Below are 21,505 nucleotides of genomic sequence, written 5' to 3'. Positions count from 1 at the left end.
GGCGTACGCGGGTCAGCCGGCGGGGCGGGTGGCCCCGATGAGGCCCCTCCGGTAGATGGAGGAGATCCTGACCCGGGCCCCCGTGTAAGGGGCCTCCACCATCTGGCCTCGGGACAGGTAGATGCCCACGTGGTGGATGGTGTCGGGGTCGTCGGTGTCGTGGGCGAAGAAGACCAGGTCCCCCGGCGACAGGCTGCTGAGCGGCACATGAGGGCCCGAGGTCCACTGGGTGCCCGTCCAGTGGTCGAGCCTCACCCCGACCTGGGCCCACGCATGGAGCGCCAGGCCCGAGCAGTCGAACCCCTTGATGTGCGCGCCATGCGCGATGCCGTAGCTGGGCCCGTAGGCGTTGCCCCCGCCCCACGAGTACGGCGTACCGAGCCACCGCAGCGCGGCCCGCACCACGGCCGCCCCACGACGCGACCCCTTGAGCAGCCCTGCGGCCCCACGGCCGGAGCCCGCGCCCTCGCGTGCGGTCTTGGCGGCCAGGGCGCGCAGGCGCTTGGCCTCCAAGGCGGCCTCGCGGGCGTCCTCCAGCCTTCGGGCGCGGACGCTGGCGGAGTGGAGCAGACGCTCGGTGCGGTGCTTCTCGGCGGTGAGGCGCGTGACGGCCGAACGCTGCTTGTCCACCGCGTCCTCGGCCTCGCGCTTGGCGGTCTCCGCCCGGCGAAGGCTCTCGTGATGGTCGCGCAACGCGGCGGCGGCCTGGGAGCGGAAGAGGGCGGCGACGTCGCGGGCCGCCTCGACGCGTCGCATGACGTCGGCCCGGCGGTGGCTCATCACCTCGATGAGCTCGGCGCGGTCCATGGCCCACTGCGGGCCCCCGCGCCCGGCGACCAGCCCGGCCCAGGGGTCGAGGGTGCCCGCACGGTAGGCGCCCGCGGCGAACTCGATGGTCTCGGTGCGGACGGTCTCGTACTGCCGTTCCGCCTCGCCGAGGCGCAGCAGCGCCGCCGCGTGGGCGGCACGTGCGCGTTCCAGCTTGACGCGCTCGCCGTTGTAGCGTTCCACGGCCGTCTCGGCCTTGACGGCCATCGAGTCCAGCTCGCCGTCGGCGGCGGCCAGTCGCGCCGTGAGCCGCCCCACCTCGGCGGCGCGGTCCTTGACGGCCTCCTTGCCGCGCGCCACGTCGCCCGCGCTGGGCGCCGGATCACGGGCCTGAACGCCCGCGCCTAAGGAGCCGTACGCCGTGGCGGACCCGCACGGACCTAACGCGACCACCATGAGCGCCGCACCCGCCGCCAGTCCCCGTCCTCGTCCTCGTCTGCCCGTCCATGCCGATCTTCCACGGCATGGATCGCACGCAGAACGACCCAATGTCGTCACCCCTTGAATCAGCCCCCGTGTGCAACTTCCGTCACACTGATCCCAGAAGTTGACTACCCCTCAATGATCGTTCAGACACCCGATTCGTCGTTCTCCCAGGTCGGAGCGGGGCTCGGACGCGGGGACGGCGGCGGCTCGGGCGGCTTCGTCGACCAGGGCGGCTCGTCGCGCGGGCTGCTCGGCCGGTCCTGCGGCGGCGTCGGACGCGGTGTCCGGCCGGTCGGCCTGCCGCTCCCCGGGCGGCCCATCGTCGGTCGGTCGGTCGGCCGTCCGGGCCGCACCTTCACCGGCGCGGTCGGCGCGGGCCGGGTGGGGCGCGTTCCGGTGACCATGCCGGGCCGCCAGGTCACCATGATCGTGAGTCCCCCGGGTTGGAACGTGACCGCGCTCTGGCCGTACGACTGCGCGCGGCGCACCACTCGGAGGGTGAGCACGGCGGGGCTACCCTCCTGCAGCCTTCCGGCGGTGCGGCTCAGCAGGATCCGACCGGCGGTGCTGGAGCGCCAGATCACCGGCCCGCCGAGGGCCGCCAGCTCGATCGTTCCGATGGAGTCGCCGCCCAGGTCGAGGAAGCGCGGCGAGGCCGTCAACCGGCCGGGGCCGGCGTGCTCGGCCCGCCGGGTCGTCGGGGGGTTCGGGCGCGCGGTGGGCGAGGCCGACGTTCCCTTGGAGCCCAACGGCCAGGTGGGCGACACCTGTCGGGCGACGGGCGCCCTCGACTTCCCGCGACCGCCCGAGGACGCCGGGGAGTCGGACCCGCCGAAGTCCGCGCCGTCCAGGACCCAACCCACCGACGTCGCCGCCAGGACCAGCCCGGCGCCCGTCGCGGTGCCCAGCACCACCGCCTTCCCGGACGGCCGACGCCGGGGCCGGGGCCTCATGGGCGGAGCCTCGGGCTCCGGGTCGGGCGGCCCCTCGGACCGAGCCTGAACGGGCAGCGGCCGGACCGGCAGGGTCATCGCGGCCGGGTTCTCCACGGGCTTGACGTCGGCGAGGAGCGCCAGCAGTTCGGCGCGGAGCGAAGGGGGCGGCGTGACGTCCGGCAGCAGGCCGTACACCTTGCCGGGGGAGATGGAACGCGCCCCGGACGTACCGCAGGACGGACAGTCGCGCGCGTGCCGCAGCAGGCTCTGGCGCAGGTCGTCGGTGAGCTCGCCCCGGAAGTCCCCCAGGATCTCGGCCCTGCCGGGGCAGCCGTACGCGCCGTCCTTGGCGAGGAACTCGGCGGTGAGGGACTCCTCCAGGTCCGTGCGGGCGTTCTCCAGGGCCTGTTCGGCCTCCGTCACGGACAGGCCGAGGACCGCCGCGAGATCGGGGACCGGCAGGCCGTGCCGCACCCACAGTTCGAGGGTCTCGCGGCTCGACGCGGGCATGCCGGCCACCGCGCGCCGGGCGAGGAGCCGCCGCCGGTCGACGTCGTCCCCAACGGTCGCCTCGGCCGACTCCTTGGGCTCCGGGGATTCCGCGGGCCGGGAGGGCGGGGAGGGTTCGGCGGGCCGGTGGCGGACGCACTCGCGGCGGGCCAGCGCGTAGAGCCAGGGGGTCAGACCCTCGCCGTCGCGCAGGGCGTTGACGTCCGTCACCGCCGTGACCAGCGTCTGCCGCAGCGCCCCCACGGCGGGCCCGTCGTCGCGGAGGAGGAACCAGCAATACCGGTACAGGCGCTCGGCGTGGGCGTCGTGGAGCGCCGCGGACGCGCCCGGATCACCCGAACGCAGGGCCTCCACCAGTGCGTGGTCGTCCATACACCGACGGTAAATGCTTCAATGCCCATTCACACGGCAATCGCATAAATCAAAATGGGCGAGTCGTTTTGATCATTCACCGCCTCCCGAGAAATGGCCCGAACATCCGGTAGCACCCGATGGGACCAGAACTTCCGGGTTGCCGCACCACCGCCGACGGCCAGGGCGATCGCGGGCTTGCCGGCGGTATTCAACTCCCAGTAAATCGTTTACGAAAACCTCGTGTGCCGGGCGGCGGGATTGTCGACATCGGCGACGGCGAAATCCGCCGCGCTCCTCGTCGGGGCGACTTGTTGACACTGTCATCGTTACAGTGTCACCATCGAGGCATGGAGACCCAGTGGACGATCACCGAGCTCGCCGAGACGGCCACCGCCGCGCTCGGCGACGCACCGGTCCGGGTGAACGGCCGGGTCCGCGACGTGCCCAACACCCGCCTGATCCGCTGGTACACCACGATCGGGCTGATGGACCCGCCGTCGGGCCGCCGGGGCCGCACCGCGCTCTACGGTCGGCGCCACCTGCTCCAACTCGTGGCGATCAAACGACGCCAGTCCGCCGGCCGCACCATCGCGCAGATCCAGACCGAACTGATCGGCGCCACCGACGCCACCCTCAACGAGATCGCCCGCCTCCCCGACGAACCCGGGGAGGGTGTGGGGGTCGGGGTGGACTCAGGGCGTGGGCGGTTCTGGGCGCAGCCTGCGGCCATCGCGGATACCGGTGCCCCGCCGGCAGGCGGGCGGCCCTCGGTCGTCGCCGGGGTGCGGCTGGCGCCCGGCGTGACCCTGGTCCTCGACGCCGTCGCGCTCACGGAGGCGGATCTCGACGCCATCGGGGCGGCCGCCGGCACCCTGCTGGGCGAACTGCATCGACGGGGCCTGATCCCCGTCTCATCCCACGACCCCGCACCCCCCACCGAACCGAACGGGAGCCGGCCATGACCGTACGCATCGAACCACTCCCCGGCGAGACGCCGCCCCTTCCCGACGCCGGGCTGGGCGCGCTGACCACCGACCGGGGCAACCTCCCGCTCGACACCGTCGACGTGCACGCCGACGTCACCGGGCTGGTCGCCGGCGTCGAGGTGAGCCAGGGCTTCCGCAACCCCTACGACGTGCCCCTCGAGGCGACGTACATCTTCCCGTTGCCCGATCGCGCCGCCGTGACGCGGATGCGCATGGAGGCCGCCGACCGCGTGATCGAGGGCGCGTTGAAGGAGCGCGGGGCCGCGCGGGCCGACTACGACGCCGCCATCGCCTCCGGACGGCGCGCGGCGATCGCCGAGGAGGACCGGCCGGACGTGTTCACCATGCGCGTCGGCAACATCCTCCCGGGTGAGCGGGTGACGGTGCGGCTCACGCTCGACCAGCCGCTCCCGTACGAGGACGACGCCGCCACGTTCCGGTTCCCGCTCGTGGTGGCCCCCCGCTACATCCCGGGGACGCCGCTGAACGACGCGCAGGCCGGGGACGGTGTCTCCCTCGACACGGACGCCGTGCCCGACGCCTCACGGATCAGCCCCCCGGTGCTGCTGCCCGGGTTCCCCGATCCCGTCGCGCTGTCGTTGTCGGTGACGATCGACCCGGCCGGGCTACCGCTCGACGAGATCCGTTCCAGCCTGCACGTGGTGGCCCAAGACGGCGGCGGCGACTCGGGCCCGACCGTCCGGCTGCAGCCGGGCGAACGGCTCGACCGCGACTTCATCCTGCGGCTCGGCTACACCCGCGAGGACACCGCCGTCGCCTCCCTGACGCTCACCCCGGACACCCCGGACACCCCGGACACCATCGACGTCGCCGACGTCGCCGAGGAGCCGGAGCAGGGGACGTTCACGCTCACGGTGCTGCCGCCCGCCACGGGCGGGGCGGGGAGGCCGCGCGACGTGGTGCTGCTCCTCGACCGTTCGGGCAGCATGGGCGGCTGGAAGATGGTCGCGGCCCGACGGGCGGCGGCCAGGATCGTCGACACCCTCACCGACCGGGATCGGTTCGCGGTGATGTCGTTCGACCACGAGATCCTCCGGCCGCGCGAGCTGGGCGCCGGGCTGAGCCCGGCCACCGACCGCAACCGGTTCCGCGCGGTCGAGCACCTGGCGGGCCTGGACGCCCGCGGCGGCACCGAGCTGATGACCCCGCTGGCGCAGGGCCTGCTGCTGCTGGGCCGCTCGGGTGACGACCGCGACCGGGTGCTGGTGCTGATCACCGACGGGCAGGTCGGGAACGAGGACCAGATCCTCGCCCGCACCGCCTCCGCCCTCGCCGGGATCCGGGTCCACACCGTCGGGATCGACCGCGCCGTCAACACCGGCTTCCTCGGCCGGCTGGCGATGGCCGGGCAGGGACGCTTCGAGCTGGTCGAGTCGGAGGATCGGCTGGACGAGGCGATGGAGCACATCCACCACCGCGTCAACGCCCCGCTGCTGACCGGGCTGTCCCTCGACTGGTCCGGCGTCGACGTCGATCCGGAGACCATCAGCCCGCACCGGCTGGGCGCGCTGTTCCCCGGTGTCCCCCTGGTGGTCTCGGGCCGCTACCGCCGCGCCGCCGCCGACGGCTCCGTCACCGTTCGGGCCACCTCGGCGGAGGGCACGCCTTGGCGGCAGGACGCGACCACCTCGATGAGCGGGTCCGCGTCCGCCACGTCGATCTGGGCGCGTGCGCACCTGCGCGACCTGGAGGACCGGTACGCCGTCATCGGCACCTCCGACCTCGAACGGCGCATCGTCGACACGTCCCTACGGTTCAACGTGCTCTGCCGGTTCACCGCGTTCGTCGCGGTCGACAGCCGGGTCGCCGCCGAGGGCGGGCCCAGCCACCGCGTCGTCCAGCCGGTCGAACAGCCGTCCGGCTGGGCGACGGAGCAGAGCCCGCCGATGCCGGTCATGCCCGCGCCCATGATGCCCGCGTACGGAGGGCCGCCCCCGCCGCCACGCATGGCGTCCCCGATGTCCGCTCCAAGTGGGCCGCCCATGCCCGCGTACGGCGGGCCGTCGCGCGCCGCGTCGTACGACGCGGAGGATCTCGACGTCCCCGACTTCATGTCGGGCGGCGCCCCGCTCCCGCCGAGCCCGCGGCCCGCTCCGGCGCGCCGCAGCCGCGTCGGGGCCGCTGCCCGGCCGACGCCGACGGCCGACGACCTCCCGGCGCTGATCAAGGCCGAGCTGGACGGGTTGCTGGCCCTGGCCGGGGCCCCGGGGCCGGAGCGCTGGCGACACCTGTCGGACCTGCGCAGCAGACTCACCGGTCTGATCGAGATCGCGCGGGCCGAGTCCGGGCCCGCCGACCGGCTGACCGCCCTGGCCGACTCCCTGAAGGTCACCGACGACCCCGCCGAGCAGTCCCGCCTGGAAGAGCTGTGGACCCTCACCGTCCAGGAGCTCACCGCCTGCACCGGCGACGGCGGAACGGGCCGCCGGTCCTTCTGGAAGCGCCCGGGCTGACGGGCGCGACGCCCGCCGGAGGTCACGCGGCCCCGGCGGGCGTCAACGGCTCAACAGCTCAACGGCTCACCAGGTCACCGGGAACCGCTCCGGGCACCTGATCATCGTGGACGTCCGCCACTCCAGGGTCTCGACCGGCACCGCCGGACGCAGATGCGGCAGCCTCTCGGTGAGCGCGGCCAGGGCCACCTGCAGCTCCAGCCGGCCCAGATGCGCGCCGAGGCAGAAGTGGGGGCCGTGCCCGAACGCCAGATGCGGGTTGGGGTTGCGGGCGATGTCGAAGCCGTCCGGGTCGGGGAACACCCCCGGGTCCCGGCCCGCCGCGTCCTGCGCCGCGATGACCAGGTCCCCGGCGCGGACGGTGACGTCGCCGAGCACGACGTCCCGCAGGGCGCGACGGGGCTGGCTGTCCAGCCGGGAGTTGGGCACGGTCCGCAGCAGTTCCTCGACGGCCGACGGGATCATCTCCGGATGCTGGTGCAGATACCGGTAGTAGCTGCGCCCGGTCGCCGTCGACAGCGTCAACAGCGTGTAGGTGAACGTGGCGATCGCCGCGGCGGTCGTCTCCCAACCGGCGATCACCAGCGCGACCACCAACATGATCAGCTCGGTGTCGGACAGCCCCGCCCGATCGGCGCGCGACACCACCTCGCTGAGCAGGTCGTCCCCGGGGCCCGCCCGCCGGTCCGCGACCAGCCCGCCCACGTACACCGACATCTGCTCGACGGCCGCCGCGGACCGCAGGGCGGCGTCCGGCCCCGAGGCCAACAGGCCGTCGCCCCACTTCCGGATCCGCGCGTGGTCGGCGTCGTCGATCCCGAGGATGCGGGTGATGGTGCCGAGCGCGAACGGCAGCGCGAACGCGTGCACCAGGTCGGCGGACCCGCGGCCGCCCGTCATGTCGTCCAACAGCTCGTTCGCCAGCCCCTCCACCTGGCCGCGCAGGCCCGCGACGCGCCCCGCCGAGAAGCCGCGCTGCGCCACCCGGCGGATCCGCTGGTGACCGTCCCCGTCCAACGCCAGCAGCAGCCCCGACAGCACCGGGAACGGCGCGACGCCATCGGCCTCGGCGCGGGAGAAGGCCGGGTCCTGGAGCACCGTCCGGCACTCCTCGTACCCGGTGACCAGCCAGGCCTCGACGCCTCCGGGGAGGGCGACCGGGGCGACCGGCCCCTTCTCCTGGAGCTGCCGGTACGGCAGGCCGAGGGCCAGCGGGTGAGGGCCTCCCTCGAACGGGTAGGGGCATGCTTCGCGACGGGGCACGGAAATCCTCCGAGTCGTGGCCCCTCTGCTGCCTCATGAGGTCACCAGCTCGCCCCGCCCCCTGTCAAGGGAACGAGTCAGGTGACCTCCCCCACCTCGGCCGACCCGAACGTCGTGCAGGGCTTGGCCGCGACCAGGCCGATGGCCTGCCACAGCCCCGGCGGGTTGGGCCGGTCGTTCCAGATCCGGGCGACGTCGTCGATCCCGGCGACGACCTCCCAGCCGGGCGGGACCAGCTCGGCCAGCTCCGCCCGGGTCCGGTGGACGAGCCGTTCGTCCAGCGGCGCGTTCGCGAACGCCTCGGCCAGCGGCCCGACGACGCGGTCGGGGACGGCCTCGGCGGACAGCACCGCCACCACCAGGAAGCTGCCCGGCGCGGCGGCGCCCAGCAGGGCCGCCAGCAGCCGCGCGGGCTCCTCCGGGGCGGGGGTCGCGTTCAGCTCGTGCCGGTCGATGATCGCCACCGGCCGGGACCAGTCGATCAGCCGGCGCACCTCGGGCGCGTCGACCAGGGACAGCGGGTCGCGCAGCGTGCCGCACACGCAGACGACCGAATCCGGTCGTCCGGCGAGCCGTTGGGAGTGCTCCACCACCGAGGGGTCGCGGTGGACGTACACGACCCGTGTGCCGGGGCCCGCCAACCGGGCCACGGCGTGCGGCGCGTACCGGTTGGGGATCGGCGCCCCCAGCTCGAGGATCTGCTCGATCCCGTGGTCGATGACCAGGCGACGGACGCAGCGGGCCCCGAACCGATCCGCCTCCCGCTGGATCTCGCTGGTCTCGGGCGTCACCGCCAGCATGTACTCGGCCATCGCCCGGTCCCGCGCGGTGGCGAACGTCGCCGCCCCCGACTGCCGGTCGACGACGTAGTGCTCCATCCGGGCGATGGAGACCCGGAACGCCTCGCCCCCGGCGGCGATGACGGCCCGGTCGGTGGCCGGCAGCGGCGCCGGGTCCTCCTCCAGCGCGGGATCGGCGGACTGGATCTGCTCGGCCAGCCGTTGGAGCGCCCGACCGGGGCGGGGCCCCTTCTCCCGGGCGAGGCGGTCGCACAGCCGCAGGTAGTGCCGGTACGCCTCGGACGGGCGGCCCGCCCGGTAGAGCGCCAGCATCAGCAGGGATAGCAGATGCTCCCGCTGCGGCTCCTCCTCGACGAGCCGGGGCAGCTCGGCGGCGGCCTGCCGATGCCGGCCCAGACGCAGTTGCACCTCGGCCCGCCGTTCGAGGGCGTCCAGCCGCTCGTCCAGCAGCCGGCGGCGGAGCGTGTCCATCGCGATGGTGGCAGGCAGCCCCGCCAGCGGCGGCTCCGGCCACAGGCTGAGCGTCCGCCGGTAGAGCGGCTCGGCCGCGTGCGGGTCGTCGACCGCGATCTCGGCGGCCCGGTCGGCCAGCGCCCGCCACGCCCACAGGTCGACGTAGTCTCCGGGCCGGTCGGTGAACCGGTATCCGGCGGCCTCGTGGACGATCCGGTCGGCCCCGACGACCTCGCGCAGCTTGGACATCAGCTTGATCACGGCGCGGGGGTCCCGGGGCGGCTGCTCCCACACCACCTCCATCAGCGCCGAGGCCGACAGCGCGCCCCGGGCCTCGACGAGGGCCAGCAGCGCCGCCCTCGGCTGCACCGTCAGCTCTGTGGTCTCGCCCTCGACGACAGAACCGCTGAGAACCTTGATCAGCATGCGCCTCCGTCCCCTGATCATCCACACCGGACGATAGGTAAACGACGGAGACGTCGGGAATCCATGGGTGTCTGGCCGGATCCGGCCGGCCCAGCCTCCGACCAGTGCCGGGCCCCGACAGACGGACCGCCCGGGGACCCTCGCAGGGACCCCCGGGCGACCGCTCCCCCGTACCGTCCTCCCGGACCGCCATGAGGGTGGCGTCAAAGGAACCACGGCTCCTCTGCTGCAACCGCCGCCCTGATGTGGTCCGTGGGACGCGGTTCGTCAGCCCGTGACGTCGAGGTCCCGGGGCACCGGCCGCGGCGCCGGGGCCTGCGGGGCGGGCGTGCGCGGCTTCTGCGGCGCACCGGTGGGCTTCGGGTCGTACGGGTTCATGCTGTGGCTCGGGTCCGGCTTCGGCTTGGGCTGCTGGTGCGGGCCGGCGGGCAGGCAGGTCGCCGACGCGATGCTGAGCTTCTGGGTCTTGCCCACCACCGGCACGACGATCTCGATCGCGGTGACGGTCAGCCCGCCGCCGGGGTGGCGGACCTGCTTGTTGAGCGTGACCGACGCCTTGCCGAGCCGGCCCAGCGGCACCGTGACCGCGCTGTTCGGCGCCGGCGTCGCGGCCAGCCGCTCACCGGCCAGCACGGCCTGCGCGAGGTGCGCGGCGCCCCGGCCCCCCACACAGGTCGCCGTGACCGCCTCGGCGGCCAGCCGCGCCGGGACGACCGCCAGCCCGGCGACCTCGGCGTGCCCGCGGCCGGCCCACGCCGCCGCCGTCAGCGCCCGTGCGCTCACCACCGGGTTCGGAGGCAGTTCCGCCTTGCTCTCGCGCTTCGGATAGCGCCCGGCCGAGGCCACCGACGGCGTACCGGGGATCGGCACCAGGCCGGAACCCGAGATGGCGAACGCGGCGCCCTTGCCCGAGGGCGCGGGGGCGGCGTGCTCGGCGCCGTGCGAGGCCGGGGCCGCGGCGATCACCAGCGGGGCCGCGAGAGCACCGGCGACAAGGGACATCGGAATCGAACGCATGGTTGTTCCTCCTCCTTGGAGGGTCGGCTTACTACGAAAGGTTCCGCGCCCGTGCGGGCGCCCCGGCATGGTGATCGACCGACTCGGACAGGAGCCGACCGACGGCGGGGAATGGCGCGCGAAAGGCGCGGAAAGGGCCCGGGGCTATGCCGTGACGATCACGGGCGTGCCCAGCGGGATCCTCGACAGGTGCGCCAGCGCCGGCGCGGGCACCCGGACGCACCCGTGGGTGACGGCCTTCCCGAACACGGACGCGTCGGACCAGCCGTGGAAGGCCACCGTGCCCGGCCCGCCGCCGAAGGTGTCGAGCGTCTCCGAGTGGGAGCCGACCGGCATGATGAGCGGGCTGACGGTGGGCCGGCTCGGCTTCAGCAGCGCGAGCATGAACGTGTTGCCCAGGGGCGTGGGCGTCTTGGGCGCGCCCACCGCCACCTTCCACGTCCGCAGCGTCCGCCCGGACTTCACGACGGTGAGCCGCCGCGCCCCCGTCTCCACCTTGACGACATAGGGGCTGCGCGCGGTGGTCAGCGCGTCGGGCGAGTCGCGGATCCACCCCGTCGTGCGGTTGGGCCGGCTGGGCAGCATCACCCGATGCCACCCGTTCGCGCTCTCCACCACGGGGACCCAGGTGGGCCCGTCCAGTTGCTCGTCCGGCAGCACCGCCACCGCCGGCGCCCCCGGCCGCGCCGACACCGGAACCGGCTCCGTGGGGTGCACCACGGTCCCGTCCCCGTCGCCGGCCAGCGCCATCTCGGGGTCCTGCGGCAGCCCCCGCAACGTCGTGAACGTCGTCGCCTGCGGCAGCTCGTCCAGCTTCACCGGCTGCGCCCCCGCCCCCGGCGCCCGTTCGCTCCCGCAGCCCGCCACGGGCGCCACGACGGCCACCACGGCGGCGGCGACCACCCCGAAGGACCGCACCCGGCGGTCGGGCCGCGGCCCGACCGGGGAACGGTGACCGCACACGGAAAGAGCAGAACGAGGGTTCACGAGCACTCCAAGAAACCGGGGTCCACCCGGGAGAGGACGATTACTCAGCGCGAGACGACATCCCGCGGAGGTCACATCTGTAGCACACCGAAACCCGCCGTCATGGCGCAGATCAAAAGACCGGCCGAACGATGACCGAGCCCGATTTTTGGATCATGGCAACGACCTGCATCATTACCAAAAGACCGATTAATTCTTTTGGCCCTGATATTCCACTATCGTTGAGAAAGGCATGATTAATGAGTCGGCCACCGAGAGTGACCGCTCGGCGTCAGGACGACTTGCAGACGTTCCCTTCGGCCCGCACGTTCGGGTGGCCGGGGTAGCGCCACCGGCACACGCTCGTGAGGCTCACCCAGTGCAGGCCCGTACCGGCGCAGTAGTAGCTGCCGTCGTACTGCTGACCGGAGCCGCCGTAGCCGCGGGACTTGCAGTAGGCGTCCACGTCCGTCCCGTCCACGGTGCCGAGCGTCCTCGGGCCCGAGGGCGGCTTCTGCCCTCCCCCGCCACCGGACGGCGGGGGCGACTTCTTGGGAGCGGGTGGCCTCGACCGGCGCGGCTCGCCACCGCCGTCGGGGCTCGGCGTCGACTCGGGGCCTCCCGTCCCCGGCGCGCCGGAGGAGGACCTCGAACGTGAACCGGCCTCCCCGTCCTCGCCCGTTCCCGTCGAGGTCGGGCCGGGTGACCCCGAGGGGCCGGGGCCCTGTCCACGCGACGCGGACACGTCCCCGCGCCCCTGGTCGGGGAAGGCGATCGGGTAGGCGATCGCCGACGCCACGAGCAGCGACAGGGCACCCGCGCCCAGCAGCAGGCGTCGGCGTCCACGCCCCTCGGCGGCCGACCTGTCGACCGGCGCGTCGGGCAGGGTCGGCCCACCGCCCTGGAAGACGTGCGTCCGAGGGGAGCGCAGATACTCGACGACCTGCGCGGCGGTGGGTCGCCGGGCCGGGTCCTTGGCCAGGCACGCCCGGACGATGGAGGCGAGCCGATCGTCCAGCGCGCCCAGATCCGGCTCGTCGTTCAGGATCTGCCGCTTGATCTCAGAGAACGACTCGCCCGGGAACGCCCGCTCCCCGGTCGCCGCGTAGACCATCGTCGCGCCCCAGGCGAACAGGTCGGCCGCCGCGCCGGCGTCGTCGCCCAGGTGCTGCTCGGGCGCCATGTAGGCGGGGGTGCCCACGATCTGGCTGGTCATGACCGAGCGGCTGAGGTCCAGGGCCCGGGAGATGCCGAAGTCGATGACCACCGGACCGTCCGGCCCGAGCAGTACGTTGCCCGGCTTGAAGTCCCGGTGGATCACCTCCGCGGCGTGGATCGCGGCCAGCGCCGCCGCGGTGTTGATCGCGAGCCGTTCCAGCGCGGCGCCGCTGCGCGGACCGGAGTCGCGCACCGACCGCTGCAGGGAGGGCCCCTCCACGAACTCGCTGACGATGTAGGGCACGTCGTCCACGACCCCGCTGTCGAGCACCTGCGCCGTGCAGAACGGCGCCACCCGCTTGGCGAGCTCGACCTCGCCCAGAAAGCGGGCGTGCGCCTGCCGGTCGGCGACCAGGTGCGGGTGGAGGAGTTTGACCGCCACCCGCGGACCCGCGTCCTTGCGGCCGACGAAGACGGTGCCCTGACCGCCCACGCCGACCCGGTCTTCGAGGCGGTACGGCCCCACCTCGTTCGGACCCATCAACCCGGCCACACCGCCTCCAGCGCTGAGAAACCGGGAAGATCGTATACCTCGGGCACCCCCAAAGAGACTGTGATGTGTGAGTGATCGCCTCGGGGTCAGCCGCCCACGTACGCCGCGAGGTGCTCGCCGGTCAGGGTGGAGCGGGCGGCGACGAGGTCGGCGGGCGTCCCCTCGAACACGACCCGGCCGCCGTCGTGGCCCGCGCCGGGGCCGAGGTCGATGATCCAGTCGGCGTGCGCCATGACCGCCTGGTGGTGCTCGATGACGATCACCGACTTGCCGGACTCGACGAGCCGGTCGAGCAGGCCCAACAGTTGCTCGACATCGGCCAGGTGGAGGCCGGCGGTCGGCTCGTCGAGGACGTACACGCCGCCCTTCTCGGCCATGTGGGTCGCCAGCTTGAGCCGCTGCCGCTCGCCGCCGGACAGCGTGGTGAGCGGCTGGCCCAGGGTGAGGTAGCCGAGCCCGACGTCGGCGAGCCGCTGCAGGATCTTGTGGGCCGCCGGCGTCCGCGCGTCGCCCGCGCCGAAGAACTCCTCGGCCTCGGCCACCGACATCGCGAGCACCTCGCTGATGTCGCGACCGCCGAAGTGGTACTCCAGCACCGACGCGTCGAACCGCTTCCCCTCGCAGTCCTCGCAGGTGGTGGCGACGCCGGCCATCATCGCCAGGTCGGTGAAGATGACGCCGGCGCCGTTGCAGGCGGGACAGGCGCCCTCGGAGTTGGCGCTGAACAGCGCCGGCTTCACGCCGTTGGCCTTGGCGAACGCCTTGCGGATCGGGTCGAGCAGCCCCGTGTACGTCGCCGGGTTGCTCCGCCGCGAGCCGCGGATCGCGCCCTGGTCGACCGACACCACACCCGCGCCGGCCGGGATCGACCCGTGGATGAGCGAGCTCTTGCCCGAGCCGGCGACGCCGGTGACGACGACGAGCACCCCGAGCGGGACGTCGACGTCGACGTCCCGCAGGTTGTGCGCCGTCGCGCCGCGGATCTCCAGCGTGCCGGAGGGTGTCCGCACCTTCTCCTTGACGGCGGCGCGATCGTCGAAATGGCGGCCGGTGATGGTGCCGGAGCCCCGCAGCCCCTCGACGGAGCCCTCGTAACAGACGGTGCCGCCCGCCGTGCCCGCGCCGGGGCCGAGGTCGACGATGTGGTCGGCGATCAGGATCGTCTCCGGCTTGTGCTCCACGACGAGCACCGTGTTGCCCTTGTCCCGCAGCCGCAGCAGCAGGTCGTTCATCCGCTGGATGTCATGGGGGTGCAGGCCCGTGGTGGGCTCGTCGAAGACGTAGGTGGTGTCGGTGAGCGAGGAGCCGAGGTGGCGGATCATCTTGACCCGCTGCGCCTCGCCGCCCGACAGCGTCCCCGACGCCCGATCGAGCGAGAGGTAGCCCAGCCCGATCTCCACGAACGAGTCGAGCGTCTGCCGCAGCGTGGCCAGCAGCGGCGCGACCGACGGCTCGTCGAGGTCGCGCACCCATGCGGCCAGGTCGCTGATCTGCATCGCGCAGGTGTCGGCGATGCTGATCCCCTTGATCTTCGACGACCGCGCCTCCGCGCTGAGCCGGGTGCCGTCGCACTCGGGGCACGCGGTGAAGGTGACCGCCCGGTCCACGAACGCCCGGATGTGCGGCTGCATCGCCTCCCGGTCTTTGGCCAGGAACGACTTCTGGATCTTCGGGATCAGCCCCTCGTAGGTGAGGTTGACGTTGTTGACCTTCACCTTGGTCGGCTCTTTGTAGAGGAAGTCGCGCATCTCCTGCTCGGAGAACTCGCGGATCGGCTTCTTCGGGTCGACGAAGCCCGACTCCGCGTAGATCCCGACCGTCCACCAACTGTCGGACTTCCAGCCGGGGATGGTGAACGCGCCCTCGGCGATCGACTTGGAGTCGTCGTAGAGCTGGGTGAGGTCGATGTCGGAGGCCGTGCCCCGACCCTCGCAGCCCGTGCACATGCCGCCGGTACGGGTGAAGGACACCTTCTCGGCCTTGTTCTCGCCCTTGGAGCCGCGCTCGACCGTGATCGCCCCGCTCGCGCGGACCGAGGGCACGTTGAAGGAGTACGCGTTGGGCGGACCGATGTGCGGCTGCCCGAGCCGGCTGAACAGGATGCGCAGCATCGCGTTGGCGTCGGTGGCGGTGCCGACCGTGGAGCGGGGATCGGCCCCCATCCGCTGCTGGTCCACGATGATCGCGGTCGTCAGCCCTTCGAGCACGTCCACCTCGGGCCGCGCCAGCGTCGGCATGAAGCCCTGCACGAACGCGCTGTACGTCTCGTTGATCAGCCGCTGCGACTCCGCCGCGATGGTGCTGAACACCAGCGAGCTCTTGCCCGAGCCGGACACCCCCGTGAACACCGTCAGCCGGCGCTTCGGGATCTCGACGCTGACGTCCTTCAGGTTGTTCGCACGCGCTCCGTGCACGCGGATCAGATCGTGACCGTCGGCGACGTGCACCCCGCCCGGCTGCCCGTCCCCCCTGGTGGCCATGCTCATCGTCTCTCCATCTCCGTCGACGTCACCCGACTCGATCCAACCAGCTTCGAACCCTACGTCCGGACCTCTCCCGCTTCGTCCCACCGAGATCGCCGGCGCGGTGCTCCGCGTTGGGCGATCATGATGCGGATGACGACCTTGAGCAGAAGAAGGCTGTTGCGGTCCGCCGCGGGCCTGGGTTTCGTCTCCGCCACCGAGCTGATCAACGTCCCCGAAGCGTTCGGGGGGACGCGGGACGGAGACCCCACGGCGATCGTCATCGGATCCGGGTTCGGCGGGTCGGTGGCGGCGCTCCGCCTGGGCCGGGCCGGGGTACGGACACTCGTCATCGAGCGCGGGCGACGCCACCGCCACCACCCGACCGAGCAGGTGTTCTCGAACGAGCGCAGTCCGCGCAGCGACATGTTCTGGTTCCAGAGGGTCGCCACCTGGCCCAGCTCACCGCGGACCGAGATCTCGCCCGTGCCCGGACTGATGCAGGTCGACGGTCAGGACGGCATCACCATCGCCTGCGGTGCGGCGGTCGGAGGCGGCTCCGTCGTCTACACCGGCTGCACGGTCCAGCCGCCGCGCGAGCACTTCGAGGCGCTCTGGCCGCGCGCGGTGTCGTACACGGTGCTGGAACGGGTCTACTTTCCGCGGGCCCGGGCCATGCTCGGCGCCCGCACCATCCCCGACCGGATCTACCGGAGCGATCCGTTCACCCACTCCCGGGCCTTCGACGCGCAGATGACCAAGGCCGGATACCCCACGACGCCCGCGCCCAGCGCGTTCGATTGGGCCAAGGTCCAGTGGGAACTCGACGGGGCGCTGCGCCGCTCGGCCACGGTGGGAGAGTCGAGCTTCGGCAATGGCAACGGCGCCAAGAACGACATGACACAGACCTACCTCCCGCGCGCCCTGGAGACCGGCCACGTCTCCATCACCGAGCTGACCGAGGTCACGGCCGTCTCCGCCCGCCGGGGCGGCGGTTACGATCTCGACGCGACGCTGCACTCGCCGGACGGCCGCGTGCTCGGAACGCGACGTTTCTCCTGCGACCTGCTCTTCATGGCGGCCGGCTCGCTCAACACCACGAAGCTGCTGGTCAAGGCACGCGACACCGGCGGCCTCGGGCGGCTGAACGAGCACGTGGGTGCCAACTGGGGAACCAACGGCGACGCCTTCGCCCTGCGCACGTCCCCCGGCCCGACGGGCACCGCCCAAGCCGCCCCCTGCGCGTCCACCGCCTTCGTCCACCGGGGGTTCGGCCTGCCGATCCGGGTCGAGAACTGGTACTCCATGTCCCTGGCCGGGCTGCCGATCAACCTGCAGTTCAGCGTCGCCGTGGACCACGACAACCGGGGAACGTGGTCCTACGACCCCACCACCGGCACCGTGCGCCTGACCGACTGGTCCATCGCCAAGAACGCCCCCGCCGAGGACGCCGCCCGGGCCTTCAACCAACTGATCATCGACAAGGGCCTGGCCGGCCCCGCCCCCGTGACCGCCCCCACCGCCTTCACGGCCCATCCGGTCGGCGGCTGCGAACTCGGCAAGGCCACCGACATGTACGGCCGCGTCCACGGCCACCGGGGCCTCTACGTCATGGACAGCGCCCTCATGCCCGGCAACGTCGGCGGCGCCAACCCGTCCCTGACCGTCCTCGCGATCGCCGAACGCAACATGGCCCACATCAAGGCCCACGACTCTTAGGCCCGCTTTGCCGACGGCCCCTCGCGACCTTTCACGAGGGGCCGTTCGATCGCCCGCGTAGGATCTCCGCCAGGCTCGCGAAACTGTTCCTGCCGTGACCGGCGTCGATGCCCTGCACGGTCAGTGACTTGATGAGTTCGGGCAACGCGGTGTCGAGTCCGCGGGCCCGGGTCGCCTCGAGGAGATGGTCCATGAGCGGGGCGTCCAACTCGAGCCATTCCTCATCGCCGGGGTAGTGTCGCTCATCGACCTGCCGGGCATAGTCGTCGATCACGTCCGTGACGGTCGTGGACAACCAATGGGTCAGCAGTGGCGTCACGGTGCCGGCCCGGATCCGAGCGGTGCCGAGCAAGACGACGGACTGCAGGAAGCCGATCAGGGTGGCCCAGGCGAAATTGAGCATCGCCACGTCGTAGAGCGCCGCCGCGCCAGGCGCCTCACCCAGATAAGTGGCGCCTCCCAGAAGCTTGAGCGAAGGCTCGTGCCGCTCGAACACCTCGAGGGAACCGCTGTAGACCAGCACCGTCTCCGGCTTGCCGACATGCTCGGGATGGGCCATCAAGGCGCCGTCCAGGTAATGGCCGCCCCGCGAATGCACCCATGCGGCGAGTTCCTCGGCCCGAGTACTGGTCCCGGAGGTCACATTGACCACGTCCGTGCCGGTGATGTACGGCTCGGCCTGGCCTAGTATGCGCTCGGCACTGTCGTACTCGTCAACGCACAACAGGACCAGTGAAACGCCCGTGAACGCTCCCCGTACCGAATCCACCCGAACGACTCCCTCAATGGGCGAGACCTCGGCGTCGTCCCACACCGTGACGGCGACACCCCGTGATGCGATGACCCGGGCCAATGCCGCCCCCCGCGCATTCAGCCCGATCACCGTGACCCGAACGTCCTCGGAAGGCTCCATTAGCCCTTCACCTTTCCTCGATTCGTCGTGTGCGGCTAAGCTAGACGTTCACATCGATGTGAGAGTCAAGGGGAGATGTCCATGCGCATCGGCGAACTGGCGCGGCTCACCGGCGTCAACCAACGGCTGCTGCGCTACTACGAGGAGCAAGACCTCCTCCACCCCCTCCGCCGCGCCAGCGGATACCGCGACTACGACGACGCCGACGTCGAACGGGTCCGACGCATCCGCACCCTGCTGGCCGCAGGCCTCAACACCACCACCATCGCCGACGTGCTCCCCTGCACGATCGACACCGACGACGGCCTGGCCGGCGCCTGCCCCGCCCTACTCGGCGACCTACGCCGCGAACACGCCCGGATCAGCGCCTCCATCACCGAGCTGCACACCGCCCGAACGATGCTCGCCGCCATCATCGACGCCACCCCGCACGAAGCCCCCGAGAACGACTCAGGGCGCCCATCCGATGAGGGTGAACGCCCATCGGAATCGAACCGATGACCCATTCATGACGAGCGAACGGCGAAACGGCGCAACAGAAAGAGTGCCTGATGAGGAGCTATCGGGGCTCGCCGAGACCGACCGCGCCGGCACCACTGACGTCACATCGTGTGGGAGCGCAGGAACATGGTGCGGGAGAGGGGGTTCAGCCAGGCATCGGTGATTCGCGGGGCGTCCTCGACCAGTGCCTGGTCGAAGTCCTCGCTGTGCAGCCAGCGCTTGTCGGACAGCGCGGCCCCCAGGTGGCTGACGAGCTCCGGCCCCACGGTGGGAACGGTGACGAGGTTCCATTTGTAGTTGCGCTGAAGGTGTTTGGCGTCCGCCGGGCGAAGGACGACCACGGCCTCGATCGTGTAGACACTGGGTCCTAGGGGGAACCGCCCTGCGGGCGGGGTCTTCTCTGTCCAGTAGACCGTGGTGAAGCGCCCGAGCTTAGGAAAGAGCTCCTCGATCGGCCCGCGATCCTGGAGAACCTTCGCGGGCGGCGTGGGCCTTGCGGCTCGCGCCGTCGGAGGCTGCCCTCCGCACCCGAAACAGGCGATGGCAACAAGCACCGCCGCAGCGCCCTTCAGCATGACGTTCAACGGCGGTCTCCTGCTCGTTCCCGATTTCGAGGCACATACCTTCGCAAGAGCTATCGACGCCCGAAATCGGCCAGATGTTCGCAACCGCCTGGGGTGACCTCACCCACCCCGACACGGTCGGCCGGCCGGCTGATGACCACATACGACGCCGCGAAGCCGTCCAAGCCGCGCACGACCCGTGGCACGTCCACGCTGCCCTCGCGGGCGTCCCCGTCTACGTGGTGGCCACCATGTCGACCCGACGATCACGCTCCGCGTCCACGCCCACGTGATCCGCTCGACCGAGGCCCGCCGCCGACGTCATGGGAGAGGCCGCCCAGCCAGCCCTGTCGGCAGACCCGTTAGCAAAGGCCCCTTGCGGAAGATCGCAAGGGGCCTCTGGCCTGTGGAGCCGCCTATCGGAATCGAACCGATGACCTATTCATTACGAGTGAATCGCTCTGCCGACTGAGCTAAGGCGGCCTGCCGTACCGGGGTACGGCGGTGGAGAGTCTACCGGGTCAGGTCGAGTGCCCGCATCTCCGTTGACGGCCGGGCGCATCAGCGGCAGACCGTGCCCTCCTTCGGTGGGGTGCCCTTGGTCAGGTAGCGGTCGGTGGGGGCGGTGATGCAGGTGGGGCCGCCCAGGTAGGCGGTGTGGCCGTCGCCCTCGTGGGTGAGGAGGGTGCCGGAGCGGAGTTGGGTGGCGAGGGCCTGGGCCCAGCGGTAGGGGGTGGCCGGGTCTCGGGTGGTGCCGATGACGAGGATGGGGGCGGCGCCGTCGGCGGTGAGGGGGCGGGGGGCCTGGCGGGTCTGGACGGGCCAGTAGACGCAGGGCAGGCCGCCCCATATGACGTACTCGCCGAAGTGGGGGGCGTCGGCGGCGGCGCGGGTGGCCTCCTTGCCGTAGGCGTCGGCATTGGGGGGGTTGGGCTTGTCGACGCAGTTGACGGCCATGTTGGCTTCCATCTGGTTGCTGTAGGAGCCGTCGGGGCGGCGCTGGAGCATCTGGTCGGCGAGGGTGAGGAGCATGTCGCCGTCGCGCTTCTGGATGGCGTTGCCCAAGGCGATGCGGAGGGTGGGCCAGAAGCCCTTGTTGTAGAGGGCGGCGGCGATGCCGGTGGTCACCCAGGTCTCGTTGATACGGCGGGTGTCTCCGCGCGGGCTCCGGAGCGGGGTGCGGTCGGTCTGGCGCTGAAGGTCGGAGATCCGGTCGAGGGCCTTGTCGACGTCGGGGCCGAGGGGGCAGTCGGGTGCCTTGGCGCAGTCCTCCACGAAGGCGCGCAGGGCGGTCTCGAAGCCCTTGGCCTGTTCGAGGAGGGTCGCCGTAGAGGACAGGGTGGGGTCGACGGCGCCGTCCAAGACGAGGGCTCGCACGTTGCGGGGGAACTGCTCGGCGTAGAACGCGCCCAGGTACGTGCCGTACGAGAAGCCCATGTAGGTGAGCTTGTCGTCGCCTAGGGCGGCGCGGAGGACGTCGATGTCGCGGGCGGCGTTCAGGGTGCCCACATGGGGGAGCCGGGCGGCGGAGCGGGCCTTGCAGCCGTTGGCGAACGCCTGGCTCTGGGCGCTCAGCGCGGCGACCTCACGGGGGTCGTCCGGGGAGGTGTCGGTGGTGAAGAAGCGGTCGAGTTGAGGCCCGTCCAGGCAGCGGACGGGCTCGCTCTCCCCGACACCGCGCGGGTCGAAGCCCACCAGGTCGAACCGGTCGCGCACGTCCGGCCCGAAGAGGCGGCCGGCCTCGCGGATGAAGCCGACGCCGGAGCCGCCGGGGCCGCCGGGGTTGGTCACCAGGGAGCCGATCCGGCCGGAGCGCTTCCTGGCGGGCAGCCGGATGACCGCCAGGCCGAGCTGCTGCCCCTGGGGGCGGGCGTAGTCGAGCGGGACCTTGACGGTGGCGCACTCGAAGCCGTCCTTGCAGTCGTGCCAGCCGGGCTTCTGCGCGTAGTAGCGGTCCATCCCCGCCGCCGAGCCCGGGGGCGGCGACTGCCGGGAGGTGTCGCCGGAGCCGTTGTCCGCGCATCCGGTCACCGTCACCATCGAGAGGCCCACCGAGGCCAGAACGGCGCCCATCCGTCGTGCTCTGCCCACGTCCACCCCGTTCGTCCCGCGGCAGGTCCTCCTTCCGCGTGGCCCTCCATATTCGTTCGACCGTACCCATAAGAACAGCGGAAACGCGGGAGGACCGGAGAATGTGA

Annotated in this window: 15 protein-coding genes and 1 tRNA gene; 4 read left to right on the top strand and 12 right to left on the bottom strand. The window is 72.1% G+C overall.

The genetic code is table 11. From position 1 onward, the window contains the following. Positions 1-12 precede the first annotated feature (12 nt). Together DFJ69_RS16690 and DFJ69_RS16685 are read right to left on the bottom strand one after the other, a co-directional pair. Entirely contained in the window at positions 13-1,224 is a 1,212-nt protein-coding gene (locus tag DFJ69_RS16690; RefSeq protein ID WP_116023451.1) for an NlpC/P60 family protein, read from the bottom strand. A gap of 173 nt (positions 1,225-1,397) precedes the next feature. Next, complete coding sequence (locus tag DFJ69_RS16685) at positions 1,398-3,071, bottom strand: RNA polymerase sigma factor (RefSeq protein ID WP_116023450.1); 1,674 nt, start codon at positions 3,069-3,071, stop codon at positions 1,398-1,400. A gap of 329 nt (positions 3,072-3,400) precedes the next feature. Between DFJ69_RS16685 and DFJ69_RS16680 the strand changes: the two genes are divergently transcribed. Next, positions 3,401-4,015 (top strand): MerR family transcriptional regulator, encoded by a 615-nt coding sequence (locus DFJ69_RS16680; protein ID WP_116023449.1) that lies wholly within the window; start codon positions 3,401-3,403, stop codon positions 4,013-4,015. Continuing rightward, on the top strand, positions 4,012-6,513 hold the full coding sequence (locus tag DFJ69_RS16675; protein WP_116023448.1) for a VIT domain-containing protein: 2,502 nt from the start codon (positions 4,012-4,014) through the stop codon (positions 6,511-6,513). The genes DFJ69_RS16680 and DFJ69_RS16675 overlap by 4 nt, the downstream gene beginning before the upstream one ends. A gap of 66 nt (positions 6,514-6,579) precedes the next feature. On the opposite strand, the gene DFJ69_RS16670 is transcribed toward DFJ69_RS16675, so the two are convergent. The 6 genes from DFJ69_RS16670 to DFJ69_RS16640 all read right to left on the bottom strand — a co-directional run bounded on the left by DFJ69_RS16670 (position 6,580) and on the right by DFJ69_RS16640 (position 15,635). Further along, positions 6,580-7,776 carry a cytochrome P450 gene (locus DFJ69_RS16670; RefSeq protein WP_116023447.1) on the bottom strand — a complete coding sequence of 399 codons (1,197 nt, stop codon included), beginning with the start codon at positions 7,774-7,776 and terminating at the stop codon, positions 6,580-6,582. A 77-nt stretch (positions 7,777-7,853) separates the two neighbouring features. After that, positions 7,854-9,455, bottom strand: a complete 1,602-nt coding sequence (locus DFJ69_RS16665; RefSeq protein ID WP_170177694.1) for an SAM-dependent methyltransferase — start codon at positions 9,453-9,455, stop codon at positions 7,854-7,856. A gap of 267 nt (positions 9,456-9,722) precedes the next feature. After that, positions 9,723-10,472, bottom strand: coding sequence for a choice-of-anchor P family protein (locus tag DFJ69_RS34355; protein ID WP_170177693.1), 750 nt, complete (start codon positions 10,470-10,472; stop codon positions 9,723-9,725). A 144-nt stretch (positions 10,473-10,616) separates the two neighbouring features. Beyond that, positions 10,617-11,435, bottom strand: coding sequence for a L,D-transpeptidase (locus DFJ69_RS16650; RefSeq protein WP_116023443.1), 819 nt, complete (start codon positions 11,433-11,435; stop codon positions 10,617-10,619). A gap of 295 nt (positions 11,436-11,730) precedes the next feature. Beyond that, a complete protein-coding gene (locus DFJ69_RS16645) occupies positions 11,731-13,137 on the bottom strand; it encodes a serine/threonine protein kinase (protein WP_147312346.1) in 1,407 nt (468 codons plus the stop codon). A 98-nt stretch (positions 13,138-13,235) separates the two neighbouring features. Then, positions 13,236-15,635, bottom strand: a complete 2,400-nt coding sequence (locus DFJ69_RS16640) for an ATP-binding cassette domain-containing protein (RefSeq protein WP_116023441.1) — start codon at positions 15,633-15,635, stop codon at positions 13,236-13,238. Positions 15,636-15,764: 129 nt separating this feature from the next. Here DFJ69_RS16640 and DFJ69_RS16635 point away from each other — a divergent pair, with 129 nt between their 5' ends. Further along, positions 15,765-17,330: a GMC oxidoreductase gene (locus tag DFJ69_RS16635; protein WP_147312345.1), complete on the top strand. Its 1,566-nt coding sequence runs from the start codon at positions 15,765-15,767 to the stop codon at positions 17,328-17,330. A gap of 31 nt (positions 17,331-17,361) precedes the next feature. Here the strand turns inward: DFJ69_RS16635 and DFJ69_RS16630 are convergent, their stop codons facing one another. After that, on the bottom strand, positions 17,362-18,243 hold the full coding sequence (locus DFJ69_RS16630; RefSeq protein WP_116023439.1) for an NAD(P)-dependent oxidoreductase: 882 nt from the start codon (positions 18,241-18,243) through the stop codon (positions 17,362-17,364). An 81-nt stretch (positions 18,244-18,324) separates the two neighbouring features. On the opposite strand from DFJ69_RS16630, the gene DFJ69_RS16625 reads away from it, so the two are divergent. After that, a complete protein-coding gene (locus DFJ69_RS16625) occupies positions 18,325-18,744 on the top strand; it encodes a MerR family transcriptional regulator (protein WP_116023438.1) in 420 nt (139 codons plus the stop codon). A gap of 101 nt (positions 18,745-18,845) precedes the next feature. Here DFJ69_RS16625 and DFJ69_RS33805 read toward each other — a convergent pair whose 3' ends face one another. From DFJ69_RS33805 to DFJ69_RS16610, 3 genes are all read right to left on the bottom strand, one after another. Further along, positions 18,846-19,328 carry a hypothetical protein gene (locus DFJ69_RS33805; RefSeq protein WP_147312344.1) on the bottom strand — a complete coding sequence of 161 codons (483 nt, stop codon included), beginning with the start codon at positions 19,326-19,328 and terminating at the stop codon, positions 18,846-18,848. Positions 19,329-19,714: 386 nt separating this feature from the next. Then, positions 19,715-19,790 (bottom strand) — tRNA-Thr (locus DFJ69_RS16615). A gap of 78 nt (positions 19,791-19,868) precedes the next feature. Beyond that, positions 19,869-21,398, bottom strand: a complete 1,530-nt coding sequence (locus DFJ69_RS16610) for an alpha/beta hydrolase (RefSeq protein ID WP_245974425.1) — start codon at positions 21,396-21,398, stop codon at positions 19,869-19,871. Positions 21,399-21,505 lie beyond the last annotated feature (107 nt).

Source organism: Thermomonospora umbrina, assembly GCF_003386555.1.
GTDB lineage: Bacteria > Actinomycetota > Actinomycetes > Streptosporangiales > Streptosporangiaceae > Thermomonospora > Thermomonospora umbrina.
This window is presented reverse-complemented; position numbering and strand designations above follow the sequence as displayed.

Excerpts from the sequence above, each read along its gene's own strand:
- DFJ69_RS16690 (WP_116023451.1), bottom strand. The coding sequence starts at position 1,224 with ATGGTGGTCGCGTTAGGTCCGTGCGGGTCCGCCACGGCGTACGGCTCC.
- DFJ69_RS16685 (WP_116023450.1), bottom strand. The coding sequence starts at position 3,071 with ATGGACGACCACGCACTGGTGGAGGCCCTGCGTTCGGGTGATCCGGGC.
- DFJ69_RS16680 (WP_116023449.1), top strand. The coding sequence starts at position 3,401 with ATGGAGACCCAGTGGACGATCACCGAGCTCGCCGAGACGGCCACCGCC.
- DFJ69_RS16675 (WP_116023448.1), top strand. The coding sequence starts at position 4,012 with ATGACCGTACGCATCGAACCACTCCCCGGCGAGACGCCGCCCCTTCCC.
- DFJ69_RS16665 (WP_170177694.1), bottom strand. The coding sequence starts at position 9,455 with ATGCTGATCAAGGTTCTCAGCGGTTCTGTCGTCGAGGGCGAGACCACA.
- DFJ69_RS34355 (WP_170177693.1), bottom strand. The coding sequence starts at position 10,472 with ATGCGTTCGATTCCGATGTCCCTTGTCGCCGGTGCTCTCGCGGCCCCG.
- DFJ69_RS16645 (WP_147312346.1), bottom strand. The coding sequence starts at position 13,137 with ATGGGTCCGAACGAGGTGGGGCCGTACCGCCTCGAAGACCGGGTCGGC.
- DFJ69_RS16640 (WP_116023441.1), bottom strand. The coding sequence starts at position 15,635 with ATGAGCATGGCCACCAGGGGGGACGGGCAGCCGGGCGGGGTGCACGTC.
- DFJ69_RS16635 (WP_147312345.1), top strand. The coding sequence starts at position 15,765 with ATGACGACCTTGAGCAGAAGAAGGCTGTTGCGGTCCGCCGCGGGCCTG.
- DFJ69_RS16630 (WP_116023439.1), bottom strand. The coding sequence starts at position 18,243 with ATGGAGCCTTCCGAGGACGTTCGGGTCACGGTGATCGGGCTGAATGCG.
- DFJ69_RS16625 (WP_116023438.1), top strand. The coding sequence starts at position 18,325 with ATGCGCATCGGCGAACTGGCGCGGCTCACCGGCGTCAACCAACGGCTG.